The 22099-nt window shown below is 36.6% G+C and carries 20 protein-coding genes; 14 read left to right on the forward strand and 6 right to left on the reverse strand.

Translation table 11 applies throughout. The annotated features are described in order from the left end of the window. Nucleotides 1-163 precede the first annotated feature (163 nt). Nucleotides 164-502 carry a hypothetical protein gene (locus tag NG809_RS00505; RefSeq protein ID WP_262147124.1) on the reverse strand — a complete coding sequence of 113 codons (339 nt, stop codon included), beginning with the start codon at nucleotides 500-502 and terminating at the stop codon, nucleotides 164-166. Between the two features lie 1128 nt (nucleotides 503-1630). On the opposite strand from NG809_RS00505, the gene NG809_RS00510 reads away from it, so the two are divergent. The 9 genes from NG809_RS00510 to NG809_RS00550 all read left to right on the forward strand — a co-directional run bounded on the left by NG809_RS00510 (nucleotide 1631) and on the right by NG809_RS00550 (nucleotide 12000). Continuing rightward, nucleotides 1631-4324 (forward strand): DUF11 domain-containing protein, encoded by a 2694-nt coding sequence (locus tag NG809_RS00510; protein WP_262147125.1) that lies wholly within the window; start codon nucleotides 1631-1633, stop codon nucleotides 4322-4324. A gap of 121 nt (nucleotides 4325-4445) precedes the next feature. Continuing rightward, entirely contained in the window at nucleotides 4446-5015 is a 570-nt protein-coding gene (locus tag NG809_RS00515) for a hypothetical protein (protein WP_262147126.1), read from the forward strand. A 418-nt stretch (nucleotides 5016-5433) separates the two neighbouring features. Continuing rightward, nucleotides 5434-5610, forward strand: a complete 177-nt coding sequence (locus NG809_RS00520; protein ID WP_027381692.1) for a histone H1 — start codon at nucleotides 5434-5436, stop codon at nucleotides 5608-5610. Nucleotides 5611-5980: 370 nt separating this feature from the next. Continuing rightward, nucleotides 5981-7489: a hypothetical protein gene (locus NG809_RS00525; protein WP_262147130.1), complete on the forward strand. Its 1509-nt coding sequence runs from the start codon at nucleotides 5981-5983 to the stop codon at nucleotides 7487-7489. 3 nt (nucleotides 7490-7492) lie between these two features. Beyond that, nucleotides 7493-8521 carry a caspase family protein gene (locus tag NG809_RS00530; protein ID WP_262147131.1) on the forward strand — a complete coding sequence of 343 codons (1029 nt, stop codon included), beginning with the start codon at nucleotides 7493-7495 and terminating at the stop codon, nucleotides 8519-8521. Continuing rightward, nucleotides 8511-9968 carry a hypothetical protein gene (locus NG809_RS00535; RefSeq protein WP_262147132.1) on the forward strand — a complete coding sequence of 486 codons (1458 nt, stop codon included), beginning with the start codon at nucleotides 8511-8513 and terminating at the stop codon, nucleotides 9966-9968. Before NG809_RS00530 ends, NG809_RS00535 begins: the two co-directional genes overlap by 11 nt. Nucleotides 9969-10190: 222 nt before the next feature. Further along, the gene (locus tag NG809_RS00540) at nucleotides 10191-11336 is read left to right on the forward strand and encodes a hypothetical protein (RefSeq protein ID WP_262147133.1); all 1146 of its coding nucleotides are present in this window, start codon (nucleotides 10191-10193) and stop codon (nucleotides 11334-11336) included. Nucleotides 11337-11416: 80 nt separating this feature from the next. Further along, nucleotides 11417-11584, forward strand: a complete 168-nt coding sequence (locus NG809_RS00545) for a hypothetical protein (RefSeq protein ID WP_262147134.1) — start codon at nucleotides 11417-11419, stop codon at nucleotides 11582-11584. A gap of 65 nt (nucleotides 11585-11649) precedes the next feature. Continuing rightward, nucleotides 11650-12000, forward strand: coding sequence for a hypothetical protein (locus tag NG809_RS00550; protein WP_262147135.1), 351 nt, complete (start codon nucleotides 11650-11652; stop codon nucleotides 11998-12000). A gap of 82 nt (nucleotides 12001-12082) precedes the next feature. Here NG809_RS00550 and NG809_RS00555 read toward each other — a convergent pair whose 3' ends face one another. From NG809_RS00555 to NG809_RS00565, 3 genes are all read right to left on the reverse strand, one after another. Next, nucleotides 12083-13144, reverse strand: a complete 1062-nt coding sequence (locus NG809_RS00555) for a 3-oxoacyl-ACP synthase III family protein (protein ID WP_262147136.1) — start codon at nucleotides 13142-13144, stop codon at nucleotides 12083-12085. Nucleotides 13145-13468: 324 nt separating this feature from the next. Then, entirely contained in the window at nucleotides 13469-14032 is a 564-nt protein-coding gene (locus NG809_RS00560) for an RDD family protein (RefSeq protein ID WP_262147137.1), read from the reverse strand. An 8-nt stretch (nucleotides 14033-14040) separates the two neighbouring features. Continuing rightward, nucleotides 14041-16164 carry a Tex family protein gene (locus tag NG809_RS00565; RefSeq protein ID WP_262147138.1) on the reverse strand — a complete coding sequence of 708 codons (2124 nt, stop codon included), beginning with the start codon at nucleotides 16162-16164 and terminating at the stop codon, nucleotides 14041-14043. A 240-nt stretch (nucleotides 16165-16404) separates the two neighbouring features. On the opposite strand from NG809_RS00565, the gene NG809_RS00570 reads away from it, so the two are divergent. Beyond that, nucleotides 16405-17082 carry a YceI family protein gene (locus tag NG809_RS00570; protein ID WP_262147139.1) on the forward strand — a complete coding sequence of 226 codons (678 nt, stop codon included), beginning with the start codon at nucleotides 16405-16407 and terminating at the stop codon, nucleotides 17080-17082. A gap of 74 nt (nucleotides 17083-17156) precedes the next feature. Here NG809_RS00570 and NG809_RS00575 read toward each other — a convergent pair whose 3' ends face one another. Next, the gene (locus tag NG809_RS00575) at nucleotides 17157-17603 is read right to left on the reverse strand and encodes a phosphohydrolase (RefSeq protein ID WP_262147140.1); all 447 of its coding nucleotides are present in this window, start codon (nucleotides 17601-17603) and stop codon (nucleotides 17157-17159) included. Between the two features lie 130 nt (nucleotides 17604-17733). Next, complete coding sequence (locus NG809_RS00580) at nucleotides 17734-18033, reverse strand: hypothetical protein (protein ID WP_262147141.1); 300 nt, start codon at nucleotides 18031-18033, stop codon at nucleotides 17734-17736. A gap of 96 nt (nucleotides 18034-18129) precedes the next feature. On the opposite strand from NG809_RS00580, the gene NG809_RS00585 reads away from it, so the two are divergent. The 4 genes from NG809_RS00585 to NG809_RS00600 all read left to right on the forward strand — a co-directional run bounded on the left by NG809_RS00585 (nucleotide 18130) and on the right by NG809_RS00600 (nucleotide 21790). Beyond that, nucleotides 18130-18489 carry a helix-turn-helix domain-containing protein gene (locus tag NG809_RS00585; RefSeq protein WP_262147142.1) on the forward strand — a complete coding sequence of 120 codons (360 nt, stop codon included), beginning with the start codon at nucleotides 18130-18132 and terminating at the stop codon, nucleotides 18487-18489. Nucleotides 18490-18560: 71 nt separating this feature from the next. Next, on the forward strand, nucleotides 18561-19316 hold the full coding sequence (locus NG809_RS00590) for an SDR family oxidoreductase (protein WP_262147143.1): 756 nt from the start codon (nucleotides 18561-18563) through the stop codon (nucleotides 19314-19316). Nucleotides 19317-19574: 258 nt separating this feature from the next. Further along, nucleotides 19575-19955, forward strand: a complete 381-nt coding sequence (locus NG809_RS00595) for a hypothetical protein (RefSeq protein WP_262147144.1) — start codon at nucleotides 19575-19577, stop codon at nucleotides 19953-19955. Nucleotides 19956-20176: 221 nt separating this feature from the next. Further along, nucleotides 20177-21790, forward strand: coding sequence for a Na+/H+ antiporter (locus NG809_RS00600; protein WP_262147145.1), 1614 nt, complete (start codon nucleotides 20177-20179; stop codon nucleotides 21788-21790). Nucleotides 21791-22099 lie beyond the last annotated feature (309 nt).

Genomic DNA, 22099 nt, shown 5'->3' on the forward strand with positions numbered 1-22099 from the left:
TATTCCAAATCATGCGGCTGCAATATAACTATTTTGTCTGTACTCTGTGATATAATCTTCCAGCGTACGATAAGTCTTCGATTTATTGCTGATTTCAACGATATTTATTTTATCATAATGCAGAATATTACCTGGGAACGGAATTGTCTTCTCCTTTAATATTTTACTTTGGATATTCTGAATTTTCCAATAGCATTGTGACTGTATCGCCTGTTTTGTTGTCCGTGATCAAATCATCAACATTCGTTTGGTCTAACGCAACAACTCCGATCTGAAAATTGATGTCCGGATATCTTTTCAAATTAAAAACCAGTGTTTTGCTTCTCCTGCCTCTCTCAATCCTGATATCCTGAATTAAAATATCTGTAAGTTTACTGGTATTTCTTCTATCGGGAAGCTCTGAACTTGAAATTCTGTAAGCGATAAAAAGAAATACAGTTCCCAGAAGAAACGCTGTCCATAATGCTTTTTTATACGTTTTTATATAGGGGTTTTTAGTCATTTAACCTGTAATGCAATAATTAAAATGCTGTAAAAAACTAAATAATATTCCTGATAAATCCTCTGTCGCCGTTTGATAAACGGTTTTGAAATTCAAATTTATTATTTGTAATTCACATCATGGAACATTTAAAGGTGAAAATTGTAAGAGGGAAATATTCTGTTTTTTCACGATCATCATCAAGTTTATCCCCAAAGTACTATGAATTTGCGCAGAAAGATAAACATAAAAAATTCTGGTCTCCTTTGCAGCCTGCTGTCAAAACTTAAGATTTAGTTAGAAGTATTTTTCTTGTTTAGATACAAAGTTTGATTAAAATTATAACTATTTAACAAAAAATATTTATAATTTTATAACGAAAACCAAATCTATTGAAAAATATTATTCTTTCAAATTTACAAAGTGTAAAAATGTCAGATTTCATGAGGAAATCTGGTAAACTTATACGGTTTTCAGGCATTCTCTTTCTCTTCTTAAACATTCAGTATTTATCTGCACAGAGTGAATTTAATAATTCCAAGATCATATTAGCGGTTTCCGAGGGATCAAAAATATATTCTGCAGATGAAAGTTTTAATTATCAAATCACACAAAAAAGAATTATTTTAAAGGAATCTTTTGTTTCACAGGTCAATTCTTCTGAGATGAAATATCTGGTAATTGATAACAGACGAATAACCGGAAATAATCATAATAATCCAGCCTCACAAAACAGAAGATATAAAATTGGTTCGCGCAAAAAATCAGAGGATTTGCAGAAGATTAAGCAACAGATTGCTTCATTTAGGGTAGAGAAAGCCAAACTGTGGATAAAGATTAAAAGTGCTCATGCTTCTGGCGGCTTTTTCAAGACTCATTATGTAAATAAACATTATTTACACGAGCGTTCTCATCAGGATAATCATCATAAATTTGAGTTAGCGCCAAATGAATTTTTGAGGTTGCAGTCTCTGGATTATTTACATTCGCAGAAACATTTCGTATACAACAGTAAGTCTTTTAATTATTGTTATTCTAAGGTCTTTTCTGTTAGGCCTCCGCCATTTTTTGTGTAAAATTTATCAATCTACTTTCTCTTTATAATTTTTTTAAAGAGTAACTAATTATTAATTTTTTATACAACTAAAAATGAAAAAAAATATATTCTTCAGCATATTCTTTATGTTGCTTTCAATGTTTTACGTAAAAGCACAGGATATTGCAGTTAACATTTCAGGACCTAGAGCGGCTGTTTCCAGCAGTGCCATCACATACAGAATCTATGTTACCAACAACAGCAGAATTGCAGCTTCAAATGTGAGGATATCTGCTCCAGCAGTTCCGAATCTCACAATTTCATCAATTACATGCGGAAATGGCGCAGGAAATGGAGGATCCTCGACCTGCCCAACCACCGTAAGTATTGGTAATTTGCAGAGTTCTGGTTTGGTTATTCCAAATCTGCCCAGCGGAAGTGTAGTAGTGCTCACTGTAAATGGAACAGCAGGAACGGCAGTTTCAAACCTGAATTATACTGCTACAGCGGTTTTCCCCGGAGACAGCAACAGTGTCAATAATACTGCTACACTGACTACAAATATTTATTCAGCAAATGCTTGTGGAACCTCAACTACATACAGTCTTAATCTGGGTCAGACACAAAGCAACAATACGATCGCTAATAATGGCGGTACGATCAATCTTTACTACACAAGAACGGCAGGTGCAGCAATTCCTGGTTTAGCCGATCCACTGATTATACCTGTTACATACAGTGATTTGATCAGAGATGCAGGAACAGGTGTTGATCATCAGTGGTTTTCTCTTGTAAACGAAACTACCGGATCAGGTATCGGATTAAACCTCGGAATGGCATCATATAATAACAATACCCCAGCGCAAATAGCTGACCCCGGAAGCGTATATAATGGTTTGCCCGCTACAAATATAGAATCCAGCCCAATTCCTAACTCTCCGGCTGGTAATAATTTGGTAGTTGATGGAACCTTTACAGAATCTCTTCGCAATGGAAGGATAGATCAATTAGGAACCTTTACTTTAAATTTTGGGAATATACCTGTGCCCAGCGGAGTTCGGGTAACTTCTGAAAGCTTGATTCTTCAGGGACGCGGATCGGCAAATGGCACACCGTCGGGAGCTGAAATAGTTTCTGGGCTTTTTGCCAAACCTATAATACAAAATGGTATCGAAAATTCAACCACTGTCTCTACAACTCCCGATACAGAAATGGAGTTTGGACAAACGTACACATGGAGATATACAGCTTTTGCAACCACCGGATTGCCAAGACAGTCTAACAGAAGAGGTGTGGTTTTCAAAAGTAGTACGATTACTTTTTCAGCATCTACAGCTACTCCTGTTATAAATACTACAGCGTCAACGTGTTCAGCGGCAGGAACTGCTACCGTTGGCAATTATGCCGCTGGTAATACTTATACATTTACACCGTCCGGGCCAACAGTAGGTCCTGGTGGAGTCATTTCTGGTCTGGTATATGGGACTACCTACACCGTTGTTGCCACCGCAGGTGGTTGCCAATCTAATGCAAGTGAAGCATTCAGCATCATATTTAATGACAGTGATGGTGATGGTGTGGCAGATGAATGTGATCTTGATGATGATAATGATGGTATTTTGGACACTACAGAATGCAGTAATACCATTAATGATATGGCAAATGCTTTCAACACCGGAGCTCTGCAGGATATTGTACCATCTGATTTTGGATTAGCCTTAAATGTAAAAAATCAAAATGTAACAGCAGATTTAAGCTCGAAATTTGGATATCCAGCAGATTCGGGAGCTGTTATAGTATCAATTTCAAACGCCTCGGTACATCCCACCGCCAATGCCTGGTGGACTAAACTCGGCCAGCAGCCATCTGTGTGGAAGGTGAGCGGAACTATGAGTGCATTTGTTCTGATGGCTCAGGATGTTCAATATTATGGTCTTGACAGTAAAACGATTCACATTTATGACACTGGAACAGTAATACCCATAGCGTTTCCAGGAATGGTGAATCAAACAGCGGTTAGTGGGCAGTGGAGTATCACTGATACGCCCAGTCAAAAAACCCTGACAAATTTAGATAATAATATTTCAACTATTGAAAATGCTAACTGGAGGTTTGCGAATATGAATTTTGGAACAAAAACTTTTGGATTCTCTACCACAACTCCAAATGCTGATCCTGTTTATGCTGTGCTGATGTATTTGGAATGTGATTCCGATGGTGATGGTATTCCGGATAGATTAGATTTAGATTCCGATGGTGACGGCTGTTCTGATGCGGTTGAAGGTTCGGCAGATATTGTAAATACCCAATTGGTGACAGCAGGGGGTACTGTGAGCGGGGGAAGTACTGCAGTAAATCAGAATCTTTGTGCAACTGGTGCTTGCGTTAATACCTCTGGGATTCCGCAGATTTCACCACTGCCACAAGGTTATTCAAATACTGCAGGACAGTCTGGTGGAGATTCTAAGAATGCTCTGGTAAATGGTTGTGTTTGTTATGAAGATCCTGCCTTGGTTACCGGTGCAACCTATCCTGTAAAACATGGTATCACGCTTCTCGGAAGAGCGGGAGCAACTGACGGAAATTGGCCAATGCTCAGAAATTCCGCATATACTGCATTGGAATCTAAAACTAAAGGTTTTGTAATTACCAGAAACAGCAGTCCTGAAACAACAATTAGCATTCCTGTTGTAGGAATGATGGTATTCGATACGGATGAAAATGCAGGAGCAGGATGTTTAAAAATTTATACAGGATCTGCGGCAAGTGAGGGTTGGAAATGTTTCAGCACTCAGGGATGTCCGTAGTTTGAAACAGATAAAATTTTTAAGTAATAAAAATTAAAAATTCGATAGGATTTGAACAATTATTAGTTTAATTCAATTTTCCGGGATTCAAAGACCCTGAAGGTTTTAAATAAAAAAAATCATGTACAAAACAGTAATTATATTAGCGCTTACATTTTCTGCGTTTTCATACTCGCAGATTAAAATAGGGGCTGCCAATTCAGCCGACAATGTTACCAATACCTCGGTTTTACTCGAATTCGGAACATATAATGACAAAGGCATTATTCTTCCTTACGTAGAAACTATTCCTACGGCGACTGCAGCTTCCCAAGGCGGAACCATCATTTTTGATGTGTCTTCTAATGCGGAATACAAAGTGAAAGTTAAAAACGAAAACGCAGGGTGGAAAGATCTCAGCGTACAATCTGGATATTCAGCGGCAGTAGAAACTGTGGTAAAACCATCACAGGCAATGCCTTTGGCAGACTTAACTAATGCAAAGGCTATCATCGGAAGTGAAACTTCTACAGCAGACGGAGTCTTAGTTTTGGAATCACCTTCTAAAGCGATGGTATTACCTATCGTAACCAACCTTTCCAACATTAAAAATCCATCACCCGGTATGATGGCTTTCTTACAGGGAGCAACTTCTGCAGGGCATCGTCTTGTGGTTTTCAACGGGCAGAAATGGGCCTTCTGGAGACCTTGACTTAATGAAGTATTGTATTATAAGCCTGTTCATTGCGAAGTGTAAGGTTTTTAGATCAAACAGACAACCTTTATTTATTAAATTACCAAATGCACAGTAAGTTTCATTTAGATTTAAAACAATAATTTCACTTTTCGGGAAGTTTTAGATTAAAGTAATATGTGCAGTTAAATGAATGTTTATTATGATAATTGTTTCCGTAAAAGAGACAGGATTTTTCTGCTGATGTGAAGAGAAAAACCAATTATGATTTTTAATTTCATCTTCTTTTTTTAAAAATTTTTGACTTTTAAAATCTGAAAAACAGCAAAAACCAACCTCAAAGCCCATAAAATGTACATTTTTGTGTTAAATTTTTGTAATGGTATTATGCTTATATCGTCTGAAACCATATATTTGCAACCTAAATTTATTAGACATGAAAGAACTTATTGAAAAAATCAACGCAGAATTTGAAGCGTTCACAACAGAAGCAAACCAACAGGCTGAAAAAGGTAACAAGGCAGCTGGAACAAGAGCTCGTAAAGCAGCTTTAGAATTAAGCAAACTTTTCAAAGACTTCAGAAAAGTTTCTGTAGAAGAATCTAAAAAATAATCAGAATTTTTTAACCGGTTTTCTTAACCGGTTTTTTTGTGCGTTTTTTCGAAAATGTAATGTGTATTTTTTCGATGACCTAGGAAGATAAGACGTTAAGAAATTTTGAAGAATTTCCGTTAAGAAATTTCTTATGTTTGAGTGGCGGCAATGTTTATTGTTTTAAAAACAATTCTTCAATCCGCCCGAGTTTAGAAATTTTAGGAAATTGTTTAAAATTTTTAGTCTTAGTTTCCAAGTCTTGAACTTTTGGTTCTTTTGTTTCAAGACAAAAGAACAATTCATCTCATTATTTTCAGTGATTTTTTAATTTATTTAAAATCTAAGCCTAAAAATTTTTATCTTAGATACTATAAAAACAAACTAAATCATGGGAATTCAAGACACTGCGCTAAGCCGCAACAACTACGTAAACGTAGGCAAGGAGGGAACTTTTCTGAAAGGAAATGACCCAATGTTCAACAGTACTCCTGAGGAGATTGACCAGCTTTTCAAAAAACTTAAAGATAAAAATCAGACAAAAATTGTTCTGTATTTTCATGGCGGACTCGTTCCCGCAAAAGACGGAATGGATACTGCGAAGCGCATCGTAAAGTATGTAGAAAAAAACACCAACGCGCATCCTGTTTGTTTTATTTGGGAAACTGGTCTTTCGAAAACCGTTGCTCACAATCTTGACATCGCCGGAAAGTCTGAGTTCTTCAAAAAACTGATGGTGAAAGTCATTAAAGTCGCCGGAAAAAAACTCGGCATCGAAGCCGTAGACAATATCGGAAACTCGAAAGGTGTGGAAACCATGAAGGAATCTGAGATTAATTCTGAACTCAATAAAGAAGAACCTTTTGGAAATTATCAGGTTAATGATTCCTCAAAATCTGCCTCTGTCGTTGATGCCGAAACCGTCAACACTGATGCTGAACTGAAAGCCAGAATTCTGCCTGAGATAGAAGCTGAACTGGAAGAGGAAATCGAAAGCGATGAAGAATTCAAAAGAGTTGCGGCAGAGGAGAAATCTGACGAAGAATCTAAACTTATCAATCCCGAATACGTTGGAGCTGAAGTTGCCGAAGGAAAAGGAATTATCAGTTCCGCAAAATTGATTACAGCGTCTGTAAAAATCACCTACAATGTCATCAAAAGACACATCCAGAAAACAGATCACGATTTTTATCCAACCGTTATCGAAGAGATTCTGCGTGAAATCTACGTATCCAATATCGGAAACTGGCTTTGGGGAAGCATGAAGAAAAAAGCTGCAGCCATGTGGAAGCCATCCGATTTTACCGGAGATTATCAAAACTGGCACGTAGGTTCTTATGTTATCAAAAAGTTGGAAGACTATCAGAAAGAAATCGGAAAGCCTTTGACGATAGACCTTGTCGGGCATTCTGCAGGTTCAATTGTTATCTGTGAATTATTTAAAAAGTTAAAATCTGAAAAGAGTGATTTGAAATTCAGAAACATTATGTTTTTTGCTCCGGCCTGCAGATGTGATCTGTTTGATGAAGCTATTCTGACTTCGCCTCAGAGATTTTCTTCATTCAGGATTTTCACAATGAAAGATGAGCTCGAAAAACAGGACCATTTGGTAAAACATTTTTATCCGAGATCTTTGCTGTATCTTATTTCCGGAATTCTGGAAGAGGAAAGAGATGCGCAAATTTTAGGTTTGCAAAGACATATTATTGGAAATAAACCTTACGTCGGCGACATGTTTACGAGAATTAAAACATTTTTAGCTGACGAAGGAAAGATTGTTTACTCAAAATCTGACGATACAGCTTTAAATGGTTTCAAAACAGGTTCACTTTCTCACAGTGGCTTTGATGATGATGAAGAGACAACTTTAGACAGCATGGTTTATATTATCAATCAGTAATTTATGCCTAAAAACAATAACGATTTTGCGGTTGTAATCGGGGTAAGTCATTACAAAGGGCTTACAAAACTTCAGGGTCCCGGTGATGATGCGCAGAAATTTTACGATTGGCTGACCGGTGAAACTGAAGGCAGTCTTCCCACAGAAAACTGCCATTTAATTTTATCCAAAGAAGATCCTTTAACGCCGGTTCAGGATGGAATTGATACTGCCTTTGCCCATATTCTTGAAGGTTTCAGGTCGGGTGGTAAAGAGGGCAGAAGGCTCTACTTCTATTTCTCCGGTCACGGTCTGGGAATCGACTGGAACGAGACGGCACTGGTTTTACCACCATGGACAGACATTCTCCGAAACTATGCACTTTCTTCCTCAGGATATTTAAAAACATTGATTCAATGTGGATATTTTAAAGAAGTATTTTTCTTTTTAGATTGTTGCAGAAACAGAATGGTAGGCGTGAACGGCGCTCAACCCCTTTTCGCCAATATTAAACCTGCTGCAGGAACCGCTGAATGTGTCTCCTACGTTTTTTCAGCAACTGAATTTGACAATAAAGCTTTCGAAGCAGTCATTCAGCCCGGAAACGGAAGTTTGTTGGATAACAACAGAACTCAGGGGTTGTTCACGACTTCTCTGATGAACGGATTGAAAGGTGCCGCCGCAGAAAACGGGAAGGTGACCACAACATCACTCACCAATTATCTGAAACTTCATTTACCGGAACTTGCAAAATCGGTGCAGAAAATTCAGATTCCAAGGTTTCATTCAGAGAGTGGAGGAGATGATGTTACGATTATTGATGGTTTTAAACCAAAAGAAATTTCACTGATCATCTCTTTTAAAGGAGATAAAAGAACGGTGATTCTGGAGGATTCAGATTTAAATATCATCAGGGAAGACAATACAGAAAACGGTAAGTGGACAGTTTCTGTGAAGAAAAGTTCGTATGCCATTTACAACAAGGGCGAAGCTGACCTTGCCAGATCGATAAGAATAGACGGAACTCAAAACGAAGTGCATTATGAATTCTAAAGAAACAGCAGTTTATCAATTTGACTTCAAAGCAGAAGGTCCGCTGAGTGAATTTGTTTTTCTCGAGCTCTTCGATGGCGATGGAAAATTAGTTGCCGGAAATTATAAAAGTATTTCTGAGCAACTTGCAAGAGGTTTGTACCAGCTGAATATTTATTCCAACGAAAAGCTGGAAACGCAGACCATCCGCTTAGACAAAGACTTTAGCGGAAATTTTATGAACACAGGTTCTTACTCATCCATTTCAGGATATTTCCTTGAAAGTTCCCATGAATATTACACTGAAACCTCAAAATACTGGAGCGATCATTTTACTTTGGATGAAAAAAAATATGATGATGGCTCGTCGGTTTTTGTGTTTTTCAGATATCCGGACAGAGAAATTCGGGATAAGCAAAGAAATGTGGCAGACTCGATGGGATGGAGGTTTTCACTTTTAGACAAAGAGAGAAACTTACTTTTCAGATTAAATGAAAATCATATTAAAGAAGATAAAGATTTTGGCTGGATGGCTTTTCATGCACCGCTCAAGTCGGGGATTTATTATTTGGTTTATAATGGCCCTGTGAAAAGGGAAATTCCTCTTTTTGTATTTGAAAACTGGCAAACGCAGTTCTTTTTAACGTTTAAACGGACTCCGATTTTTCCTACAGCGAGAATTTTATTCAGAAAACCCAATTCGCCTTTTGAGATTTTTGAAAAAGACAATATGGAAACCGACAAGCTGCTCAGAAATATGCAGAATGCCATTCACCACGTTCCACAACCGCTTTTGGAAAGCACAGCATCTGGCGACTGGCAAAATCCGATGCTGGCAATAGTGGTTTGTTACGTTTATCTTTTGAGTTCGGAGATTGAACATAATCATTTAATTAAAAAAATCCTTGAAGATCTGAAACTTAGAATTGCAAATGCTTCCGAATGTCCCGATATTAAGGCGATTGAGCTGTTGGCGGCAGTTCGTTTTGAACTGGCAATTCCCAATTTAATTTTGGATGAACCCTGTATGCTGAAAGTTGGTTTTAAAACATTTTTGGATCAGGCGGCAAGAAATCCCGATAAAGTACAGATCATCGAACTCAACGAGATCATCACAAGCTTGCATGGAGATATGGTCTGGAGCTCATACAAACCTCTTGATAAAAAGAAAAATCAAAGATTAACCGGAAGTGAAATAGGTCTTGAAATGAGTTTTTCTAAACCCATTGAAGAACCAAAAGACTGGCTCAGCCAAACGATAATCGATCAGCTTTCGTCTGAAAAATCGGGGCAGAATACAGTTGCAGATCTGGCAATTCAGTTTCAGGTGAGTCCGAATATGGTGAAAGGCTGTCTTGAAAATTTAGATTCCTATCTTTCTAAATCAGGAGCTGATGTTTTTGAAAGTTTTAATCCTGATCAGGAAGTTTTAAAATCGAATATTCAGAAAGTGATGAATTCACAGTAATCATAGGGAAGTGAAAATCATGAGAATAAAGTCGGGCGGTGATCCGGCTTTTTTCTTTTTAAATTTAATATTATCAAAGTACAATGAGTAATTATCGTTTTGAAGAATTAAATGAGTGCTGAATAAAACAAAATAATTAAAAAATAAATCATTTCATGTTGAGTTGTAACCTTTTTGATTTTATATTTGTCTAATGATATAAACAGTTACAAAAGTTTTACTATGAAATATTTTTCTTTTTTTATTTTCCTTTCGGTATTTTTTCAGGCTCAGAAACTTCAGATTACTGATGCCGAAACCGGAAAACCTATTTCCAATGCCAGAATTATTTTAAAAAACCAGATTCTGTACACCAACGATGACGGTTTTGCGCCTGTTGAAGGTACTTCTGCCAATTTTGAAGTGACTGCGGCGGGTTTCAACAAAGAAACTGTAAAAATGTTTAAAAGTGTAATCAGGTTAAAACCAACTATAAAAGTGCTGGATGAAGTAAAGATTATTAGCGTCGATTTAAAGGCTCTTTTCAATGATTTAAGAAAGAATTATCACAAAAGGTATTACGACAAGCCGTCAGTTTATGATATTACTTACAAAGCGAAAGGCTTTAATAATGATCAGCTTTTCTTTATGATTATTGCCGAAGCTAAACTTTGGAGTAAAAGTAATTCTTACAATTTCAAAGATGGTATAAAGCAAAGGTATGATGAGATTCTTCAATTTCAGCTTAACAATGTAAAATATAGGAAGGAAGTACAATCTGATGTCGTTTTTAATATTACCACTGAAGAATTCAGACACTCTGATATGGGAAATTACTTTTTTTCTTACGAAATCCACAGATTACTGGGGAATATGGACTTGACAAATTCTAAAAGTTCTGGTAAGATAATAGCAGAAGAAGGCGATGAGCAGTTGATTAAAGTGAAAGTGAAATCGGCAAATGGAATTATTATCGACGGAGAATTTAAATATAACAAGGCAGATAAAGCAATCACCTATTACAGCATGAATTATCAGCAAACCGGTTTTCCGCCTTACAACCGAACGAATACTGAGGGTAAAGAATTTCAGTATCAATTAGGCGATGTGGTAACAACATATGATTTTTACAAAAAGAACGGAACATATCTTCCGGCAATGAAGCGTAATGAGGGAAGCAAATTTTTTATTTCATACGAGGATAAAAAAGATGAACGAAGATTTGTAAATGAAATTATTTACAACACTTTCGCAGAGTCTAATAAAAAAGGTTTGGAAAATAAAGCTGACTTCAGCAAAAACGTTTGGGAGAATATTTCAGTAAAAGAAGATAAAGAATCTACCATTCTACTTTCCAAAGAGGAACAGGAATTTGTGAACAAACTTTAATATTCAGAAACTGAAAATCTTCAGAACTCAATTGGTTGTACCGTTATTTTTGCTTTGAATTTTTTGCCTAAATTAACTCCATGAAATTATTCTGTCTCACATTTTTCTGCCTGTCCTCAATTCTATTCAGTCAAAAAATAAAAATAGTTGATGCTGAAAACGGGAAAGCCATTTCGGGTGCCAGAATTATCCTGCCAAATAAAGTTTTGTACACCAATGACGATGGTTTTGCGATGGTAAATCAGTAATCGAAGGAAATTTTAGGTATCATCCTTTGCACAAAGGCATCATGTATTATCAGTCAAAATATTTGATGGAGAAGATTCCCTTACAGCAGAAAGTCTCACAAGACAGAGTAATCTTCATGCAGAAATACGGTGATGCTACGCTTACCTATGGCTTTTACAGCAAAGACGGCAAATATCTCCCATCGTTTGCCAGTTTTGAAGCTGATAATTACAAAATGTATTCACAAAGTAAGTCGCATACCAAAAAGCTTGTTCGGGAAATGATTTTTAGTCATTTTTCTGAATCCGACAAAAAAGGACTTGACCCAAAGGTTGATTTCCGTAAAAATATCTGGGAAAATGTAGAAGTAAAATCTGGCGGTGAAAGCAACATTTTGCTTTCCGAAGAAGAGCAGGAGTTTGTGAATCAGAAATAATTTGAGATAAAAATGGAAAAGCAGCCTGATTTCCAGGCTACTTTTCAGTTTCTAAAGTTGTATTTTTAAAATTAAATCAGTCTTAAAACTGATAAACAATCGCATTGATGTTCATTCCAGCGCCCACAGAAGCAAAAAGAACGATATCGCCTTTTTCAATTTTGTGAGATTCCAGTTCATCCTGCATAATCATGGTGAGGAGTGACGGAATTGTGGCAACACTGCTGTTTCCAAGCTTGCTGATGACCATCGGCATAATATCGGGTGGAGTAGGAACGCCATACAGCTCGTAAAAACGGTTGACGATGGCTTCATCCATCTTTTCATTGGCCTGATGAATAATTATTTTGTTGAGCTGATCAATTGTAAAACCGCTGTCGTCCAGACATTTTTTCATGGCAACAGGAACGTTCAGAAGGGCAAATTCGTAGATTTTTCTGCCATCCATTTTGATGTATTTCGTATCCTGACAGCTGTCATTGTTGTACGATTTTCCAAAATAAAGAAAATCTTTTTCGTTTAAAGTATAGGAAGCCGAAAGGTGAGATTTGATACCTGCATCGTCATTTTCATTGGCTTCAATAATCACAGCACCGGCTCCGTCAGCGTAAATCATACTGTCTCTGTCGTGAATATCAACCACTCGCGAAAGTGTCTCAGCACCGATCACAAGACATCTTTTTGCAATACCCGATCTTACAAAAGCATTTGCCTGAATCACCCCTTCAATCCAGCCCGGACAGCCGAAGAGTACGTCGTAGGCAACACAGAAATTATTTTTAATCTGCAGCAGATGTTTAACCCTTGAAGCAAGACTCGGAACCGTATCCGACTGAACTGTGTTGTGACGCACGTCGCCAAAATTGTGTGCGAATATGATGTAATCCAAGGTTTCAGGATCGATACCGGAGTTTTCGATTGCTCTTTGGGCAGCAATAAGACCAAGATCTGAGGTTACCTGATCGCTTGTGGCGTATCTTCTCTCTTCAATACCGGTAATTTTTTTCAGTTTGCTGGTAATCAGAGCGTTGTCTTCTTTTAAAGTGATGCCATGTTCATTCAAAAAAACATGCTTATCAAAAAATAAATTGGTTATGGTTTCTGAAGGGATGTAGTTGCCCACCCCAATAATTTTGCCGGTCATTCTAAATGTAGATTTCTAATTCTTAATATATAAAAGCTTTTTTATAAATGTTTATGCAGGGTACAATCTATAGTTCCTGAGCAAAACACCTTTGGCTTATGCCTTATCATTCAATGATATTTATTGTAAAAAGTTGTGATCAGTGTCGGTAGAATCTCAAATTTTACGGATAAAGGTAAATGAATAAAAATAAAATATACTATAAAACAGATTTTTTTTTCGATATATTAATAAAAATTAAATTTTATTGAAAAGCTATTTTTAGCATAAAAGATTTGTTATTAAAAATTTAATAATTATCTGATTTTAATAAAGATAATTCTTTCAAATTATTTGTTTGTTACTTTGGTTAAGTAACATTTTGATTTCTCTTAGTTTGCTTTCTTTTACTATATGTGTCTTGCACAGGATATTATTCATATGCATTGTAAAGTTGGCTTCTTTATGTTTGATACCCAAAATTTCATTTAATGGAGGAATGAAATCTGACAACAGCATTGAAAAAACTGCCAGACACAGAATATTTCTACCGATTGATCTTAAAATATGAGGATTATTTCCATTGTCATCTATCACCTTTATTTTGAATATTTTTTTTCCTAATGTGGTTCCAAAAAAACTTTCAGAAATGCTTCCGACAATAATCACTGCCGGAAGTGACAGTATGACTGCTAAAAAAGGAGACTGATCAAGCAACAAAAGTGCGATAAGCAAAACAGGCACAGCGTCAATTATTTTTGCCAGAATTCTTTCCCGTTCGTTGTCTTCATAATCAGTTTTAAAAGGCAGATCGTATTCAAAAACATTATAAACACGTTTTCCGTCAACATCAAAATTCTGAGTTGGCCTGTGAATTACTTTCTTTTCTTTTAATTCTGAAACTTTCATTAGCTTCTCTACAAAATCATGCTCAGCTGAATTCTTTTTCTCTGTTCATCAACTTCCGTCACCTTCACCTGAACGTGCTGATGAAGTTTTACCACCTCATTTACATCAGAAACAAAACCGTCTTTCAATTGTGAAATATGAACGAGCCCGCTTTCTTTAATTCCTAAATCTACAAAACACCCGAAAGCTGTGATATTATTTACTATTCCAGGCAGAATCATTCCCGTTTTCAGGTCTGTAATTTTTTTGACATTAGGATCAAATTCAAAAACCTTCGCCGCTTTTCTTGGATCCAAACCTGGTTTTTCAAGTTCCTTCAAAATGTCTCTGATTCCTAAAATTCCAATATCTTCTGTAATGTATTTCTCAGGTTGAATCAGACTTATTTTTTCTTTGTTTGCGATAAGTTCATTTGTTTTTAAACCTAAGTCTTTTGCCATTTTTTCGATAATCCCGTACGCTTCAGGATGTACGGCAGAATTATCTAAAGGATTTTCTCCATTGGTAATTCTGATAAAAGCCGCAGCCTGCTGGAAAGCTTTTTCGCCAAGTCTTGGGACTTTCTTCAGTTGTTTTCTGTTTTCGAAAGCTCCGTTTTCAGCCCGATAGTTCACAATATTTTCAGCCATCTTTTCGCCAATTCCAGAGACGTAGCTCAGTAAAGATTTGCTTGCCGTATTCAAATTAATTCCAACAGAATTTACGCATCTCATTACCGTAGAATCGAGTTCGTTTTTCAGCTGAGTCTGATCCACATCATGTTGGTATTGGCCCACACCAATAGATTTTGCGTCAATTTTTACCAGTTCCGCCAAAGGATCAGAAAGTCGGCGACCGATAGAGACGGCACCACGAACGGTCACATCAAAGCTCGGAAATTCATCTCTTGCAATTTTACTGGCAGAATAGACCGATGCACCGGCTTCCGAAACCACAAAAACCTGCAAAGGTTTATCAAAACCTATTTTTTTTATGAAAAATTCTGTCTCACGGCTCGCCGTTCCGTTTCCGATAGAAATTGCCTGAATATTATAAGCATTCACCATCGAACGGATTTTCTTCATTGCCATTCCGCTTTCATTTTGTGGAGCGTGAGGATAAATGGTTTCGTTGTGAAGTAAATCTCCTTTTTCGTCTAAACAAACCACTTTGCAGCCACTTTTGTATCCCGGATCGATCGCTAAAATCCGTTTTTCACCCAAAGGCGGAGCAAGCAAAAGCTGACTGAGGTTTTCAGAAAATATTTCAATTGCTTTTTTATCTGCTTTTTCTTTGGCTTCCTGTAAAGTTTCGTTTGAAATAGCAGGTTCAAGAAGTCTTTTGTAGGAATCTTTTATGGCTAAAGCAATCTGCTCAGAGCTTTCATTTTTAGATTTAATAATGGCATTTTCAATAAAATCCAAAGCTTCGTCTTTATCGATTTCGATATTTATTTTTACAAAACCTTCAGATTCAGCTCTCAGCATTGCCAAAAGTCTGTGAGATGGTGTTCTGTTTAAACTTTCTTCCCACTCAAAATATTGTGAAAATTTCTGGGCACCTTCTTCCTCTTTTTTAGCCTTTACGACTTTTGAAGAAATCAAAGCTTTTCTTTGAAAAAGTCGACGGAGATTTTTACGGACATACATATTTTCGTTGATCCATTCAGCAATGATGTCTCTTGCGCCCTGCAAAGCTTCTTCTTCAGACGAAACACTTTCATTTAAATATTTTGAAGCCAAAAACTGAATATCCTGAGCTTTCTGGCTCATGATAATTTTCGCCAAAGGTTCAAGACCTTTTTCTTTAGCCGCATCAGCTTTGGTTTTTCTGCGTTTTTTGAAAGGCAAATACAGATCTTCCAGTTCCTGAAGACCAAAACTTTCGTCAATTCTCTGTTTTAATTCGGTTGATAAAGAATTCTGCTCTTCAATTGATTTTAGAATACTTTCTTTACGTTTTACAATGTCATCAAACTGTTTACTCAATTTTGAAATCTGCTCAATCTGAATTTCATCTAAATTTCCTGTCGCATCTTTTCTATATCGCGAAATAAACGGAATAGTGCAGTCTTCGGATAATAATTTTAAAGTAGCATCAATGCTTTTATCTGATATATTGAGTTGTTTCTGAATGAAATTTAAAGTGTTCATGAAAGAATTTTGATTGGGCTAAAATACTGAAATTTTCAAATGAAGAAAGCAGATTATTCTCTTTATATTGACAATGAAAATTCAAAAAAACAATAACATCCTGAAATTTTCTTGATGTATGTTAATGATTTTCTGTTGATCAACTCTATATCTTTGCCTCATTAATAACTCAAAGATTGGTAAATAAAACAATAAGTATTATATTTATCACTTCTAAAACATTTAAATAATTAAATTAATATGAAAAAACTAAGCGTAATCGCATTGGTAGCTGTAGGTTTGATCTCAGCATCTTGTAACAAAGACAAAACTGCAGACACTGCAAAAACGGGAACTGAGCAAAATGTTGCAGAAGGGAAAGGTGAAGCTTTGAAAGCTGACGTTGCTGCATCAAAAGTTAACTGGAAGGCTTTCCACAAGGGAGGTTTTGCTCCAAGATGGGGAACACTTTCTATTCAGTCTGGTGAGTTAAATGTAGATGGCGGACAGCTTACTGCAGGTAACTTTGTAATCGATATGGCTTCTTTGAAAGTTGATCCGGCCTCAGTAACTGAAAAAGACAAAAAACCTGCTGATCTTGAAGGTCACTTGAAAAACCCTGATTTCTTCGACGTTACAAAATTCCCGACTGCGGATTTCAAAATCACAGGCGTTGCAGATCTTGCAACTGCACCGGCTGATGCTGTAGCGGGAGCTAACAAAACTGTAAGCGGAAACCTAACTTTATTGGGTAAAACGGTAAACGTATCTTTCCCTGCTAAAGTAGATGTAGCTGAAGGTACAGCGGCTGTTCAGGCTAAATTTACGGTAAACAGAGCAGACTGGGGAATCAAATTCGGTACAGACGAAACAGATCCTGCGGAATGGATGATCAGCAAAGACATCGAAATTTCTGTAGATGTAAAAGCTGCTAAATAATTTTTTAAGTTAGATAAAAGTTAAGGCTCATTTCTTTTGAAGTGAGCCTTTGTTTATATATTATTTCTTTAAGTTTAATATTTCTCGGAAAGGTACCTGTAAGCCTTCAGGTATTTATTGAAACGGTGAATATCTTTTTGCGTCAATTCTCTGTTGACCCTTCTCAAATCCATATTATCACGCAGATCGTTCAGTTTTACAGCAACAGCAAGGGGAGAACGCTCGGTACGTTTTACAAAATCGTCATAATTTTCTTCCGGATCGTATTTGGTGAGGCAGTTTATTGCAAAAAGTATGTATTCAGGAAATCCTTCCTCTCTTAAATATTCAAAACTGAATTCTTCAGGATGATCTTCCACCACGTCGTGCAGCACGCCCACAATTTTTTCATCCATCGTCTTTCCGTACTCCATTACACGCATAACATGCGCAATGTAAGGAGCGTGGTATTTATCTTTTTGGCCACGGTGAGCTTTGTCTGCAATTTTAATGGCCCGATGCAGTAATTCTTCTTTGGTCATGTTTTTAAAAGTAGACTGCAAAAATAAAAAATGAATTACAATTTTCAGGATTTGAAGTGATGAAAAAAATATTAAAATTTTATTGTATCATACAGTTTTTTCATCTGCATATAGTTTGAAGAATCTCAAACTATTTCTTCGGAACCGCTTTCGGATCATCAAATGTTACAATCAGGTCTTTCTGCTTACCTGCAGTGAGAATTTCGATCATTTCAGTATCAGTTGTTTTCTTTACGAGACTCAAATATAAAGAGTCTGAAGGTTTTTTAACCAAAATTAAATCCCTTTTCAGCGAGACAGAGTCAAGAGGTTTTTTAAATGAAAATTTCTCAACTGCAGTTGAATCATTTTTGATGATCAAAGGTCTTTTAAGGCTTTGGCTGAAGAATAACGCTGAACTGAAAGTTGTAAAAAGAATAAATAACTTCATAGGTACACAGATTTTTTTTTGGATAATTTTTAATTTGAAAGGTTAAATTAAATCCCTGAGCAATTTATTAATATTTTTGCAGTCAAAACTACATTGATGGAAAAAAAGATCAGAGCAAAAGAAATTGCAGAAAAATATTTCAGTTTTCTTGATGATCATATTGGAAAAGTGACGCGTGGCGAGGTACAGGATTTTTTAGAACTTAAAGAGATTGCTTCCCGGCTTGCGATTTCGCACCAGCATTTAAGTGATACCATCCAAAAAGAATTTGGTCATCATCCCTGTCATTTTTATGATCTTAAAATCATTGAAAAAGCTAAAGAAATGCTTTTGAATAATGAAATTTCTATTGCCGAAGCAGCCCGTAAACTGACCTATGATCCCTCGAATTTTTCAAAATTCTTTAAAAAATGGACAGGCGAAACACCCGGAAGTTTCAGAAAACAAAATACCTGATTTTCCCGAAAAGTTCACCATGTTTTAAATAATCAGTCTTGCGAAATTTGTACCTATAAAATTTACAGATTATGTCAAGAAACGATTTAAACGGAAAAACAGTATTAATTGCAGGTGGAGCAAAAAATTTAGGTGGACTTCTAAGCCGTAATTTTGCCCAGAAAGGTGCAAAAGTAGCCATTCATTACAACAGCGACAGTACAAAAGCAGATGCCGAAAAAACTTTAGCGGAAATCACAAACGCAGGTGGAGAAGCCTTTATTTTTCAGGCAGATCTAACTAAAGTTGAAAATATTTCAAAACTTTTTGAAGCCACAAAACAAAAATTCGGAGGCATCGATATCGCCATCAACACAGTTGGAATGGTCTTGAAAAAACCTTTCCTGGAAACTACAGAGGCAGATTACGACACGATGTTCGACATCAATTCAAAAGTCGCTTACTTCTTTATTCAGGAAGCCGGAAAACATTTGAACGAGAATGGAAAAATAAACACCATTGTAACCTCATTATTAGCGGCTTACACCGGTTTATATTCCACTTATGCAGGTGCAAAAGCGCCAGTTGAGCATTTCACGAGAATGGCTTCAAAAGAATTCGGAGAAAAAGGAATCTCAGTTTCCGCAGTTGCTCCGGGACCGATGGATACGCCATTTTTCTACGGACAGGAAGCTCCAGAAGCAGTTGCTTATCACAAATCAGCATCAGCTTTGGGCGGATTGACGGACATTAAAGACATCGCTCCTTTAGTAGAGTTTTTGGTAACCGACGGATGGTGGATTACAGGGCAAACCATCTTTGCAAACGGCGGTTATACCACGAGATAATTTTTTACCAAATGATATTTGCCACGAATGCACGAATTATTTACAGATTTATTCGTGAATTCGTGGCAATTTATTTTTTAATTATTTGGGCAGCTTAATCCGCCTTCCACTCCCGCTTTTTTGCTCGTCGTACCTCCTCACAAAAAGAGCTCCGTTCAAGTCGGGCTGCGGGCAATTCGATGTTAATTACTGATTTTCTGAAACTTAGTTTTTATTATAAAATTTTTATTAAAATTTAAAAAACTAAAAACCAGGAAAATGAAAAAACTAATTTTATTCACATCTGTAGCTTTGGCGAGCGGAGTTTTGTTTACCAACGTTTTTAACTCGATGGTCATTTCGGAAGCTGTTAAAAGTGATATTCCGAATTCCGTTGTTGCAGCAAGAGCATATTTCAAAACTGTAAATCCCAGAGATTTCTTCAAAATATTTTCGCCGGCAGTACAGATTTTCGCAGTATTATCTCTTATTTTATTTTGGAAGACTGCAAAATCAGTAAGGGTTTTTCTCGGAATTGATTTACTCTGTTCTGTTGCAGGAGACATCTTAGCCTTTACTTATTTTCATCCCCGAAATGATCTGATGTATCTTTCCAAACCCATTTTGGATTCCGAAAGGCTTAAAAAAAATTTCCTGTGAATGGAGTTCCATAAATTGGGTTCGGTCATTTATACTTTTTGTGGGCGTAGTTTGTTCATTTCTGGCTGTCGACAAAATTTATAAACTTCGGGGAAGAGAGTGAGAGCAAAATTCTAATCTTTTGTTTATTTTTGCCGCTTGATTAAAGACAAAACCCTTTCAGTACGAGACATTTTGGGAGGGTTGATTTTTACACAAAATGAATTAAAATTTTAACGACCATGCATCACAATTTACTCCTCATTCTCTTCCTTCTTTTTGCCGTAATGATGCTCGTTTTACTGGCTAAAAAGATAAAAATTGCTTATCCGATATTTTTAGTTATTGCAGGTTTGGGAATAAGTTTTATTCCGGGAATTCCTGTCTTGAAACTTGATCCCGATATTATTTTTCTTCTTTTTCTGCCACCACTTTTGTACGAAGCTGCGTGGTACACATCGTGGAAAGACTTTTGGAAATGGAAAAGACCTATCAGCCTTTTAGCGTTTGGCTTGGTGTTTTTTACATCGCTTATCGTGGCCTATATTTCTACATCGATGATTCCGGGATTTACACTGGCACTTGGATTTTTGTTAGGTGGAATTGTATCTCCGCCGGATGCTGTAGCAGCTGCAACTGTGATGAAAGGTCTTAAAATTCCGAAAAGATTACTGACGATTTTGGAAGGTGAAAGTCTGGTAAATGATGCTGCATCATTGATTGTTTTTAGATTTGCTTTGGCGGCAGTTCTCACGGGAACTTTTTCCATGCAGGAAGCTACCGGACAGTTTTTTCTTGTTGCAGGAATGGGCGTTGTAGTCGGAATTATTGGCGGAAATATTATGTATGCCATTCATCGGTTTTTACCCACAAGTCCGGCTATTGACGCGGCTTTGACGGTGATGACGCCTTATATTTTGTTTCTTGCCGCAGAACAGTTTCACTTCTCGGGAGTAATGGCTGTGGTAACTGGAGGATTGTTTATTTCATGGCGTTCGCACGAAATTTTCAAAACGGGAAGCACGAGATTGAATATGCTCGGCGTGTGGACAACCATGATTTTTGTAATGAATGCTTTGGTTTTCATTTTAATAGGACTTGAACTTCCGGAGATCGTTCAGGGTTTGGGTAAACACTTGGTTTTTCAGGGATTAAAATATGGAATTCTCATCAGCTTGATTGTCATTGTTTTAAGATTTTTGTGGGTGTATCCCATTGCTCATATCCCACGGTTTTTGTTTAGAAGTATCAGAGAAAACGAGCCAAGTCCGGGCTGGAAAGGTTCACTGATAACGAGTTACGCAGGAATGCGGGGCGTGGTTTCTCTGGCAACTGCGTTATCAATTCCGATCTATCTGGATGAAAACGGAACTTTGTTTCCGGAGCGGAATATGATTATTTTCATCACGTTTGTGGTTATCTTTATCACTCTGGTTTTTCAGGGACTTACGCTTCCATTGATTATTAAATGGATTAATATTGGTGAAATCGACAGCACAATTCCTGAAGATCAGCAGCGAAAAAGAATTCAGATTCGTCTGGATGAGTTGGGTCTGAATTACATCAGTGAAAAATATCCGCAGGAAATTTCTGATAACGAGCTGATTGAATTTTATAAAAACAGTCTTCAAAATGAAATTGTAAACAACCAGAAAAGTTTTGATTCCGTAGAATGTCGGGACACCAAAAAGGAAGAGGTAGAGGAGTATCACCACATGCTTTTGGAAATTCATGCACTTCAGCGCAAGGAATTATTTAAAATGAGAAAGCACAAAGAATTTGAAGATTCCGAAATCAGAAAAGCTGAACTGCAACTGGATCTGAATGACCTCAAAGTGACAGGATCGGAACATTAAATATGAATGATAATTGATTATTGATGAGTGATTTGAATGCATTAAAAATTTTGCAAAAACCACTTTTAATCTATTATCAATTATCAATTGTAAAACGAAAAAGGCTTCGACATGCTCAGCCTGACACTGCTTAAAACTTTTTTTCAAATTAGACATAAATAAGCCTAAAGTCTTTCAAAAAAAAAAATTAAATCAAACATCAATTATCAAATGTAAGTCAAAAAGGCTTCGACAGGCTCAGCCTGACACTGCTTAAAATTTTTTTGAAATTGGACATACATAAGCCTAAAGTTTTCAAATGAAAAAAAT

Source organism: Chryseobacterium foetidum, from assembly GCF_025457425.1.
Classification (GTDB): Bacteria; Bacteroidota; Bacteroidia; order Flavobacteriales; family Weeksellaceae; genus Chryseobacterium; species Chryseobacterium foetidum.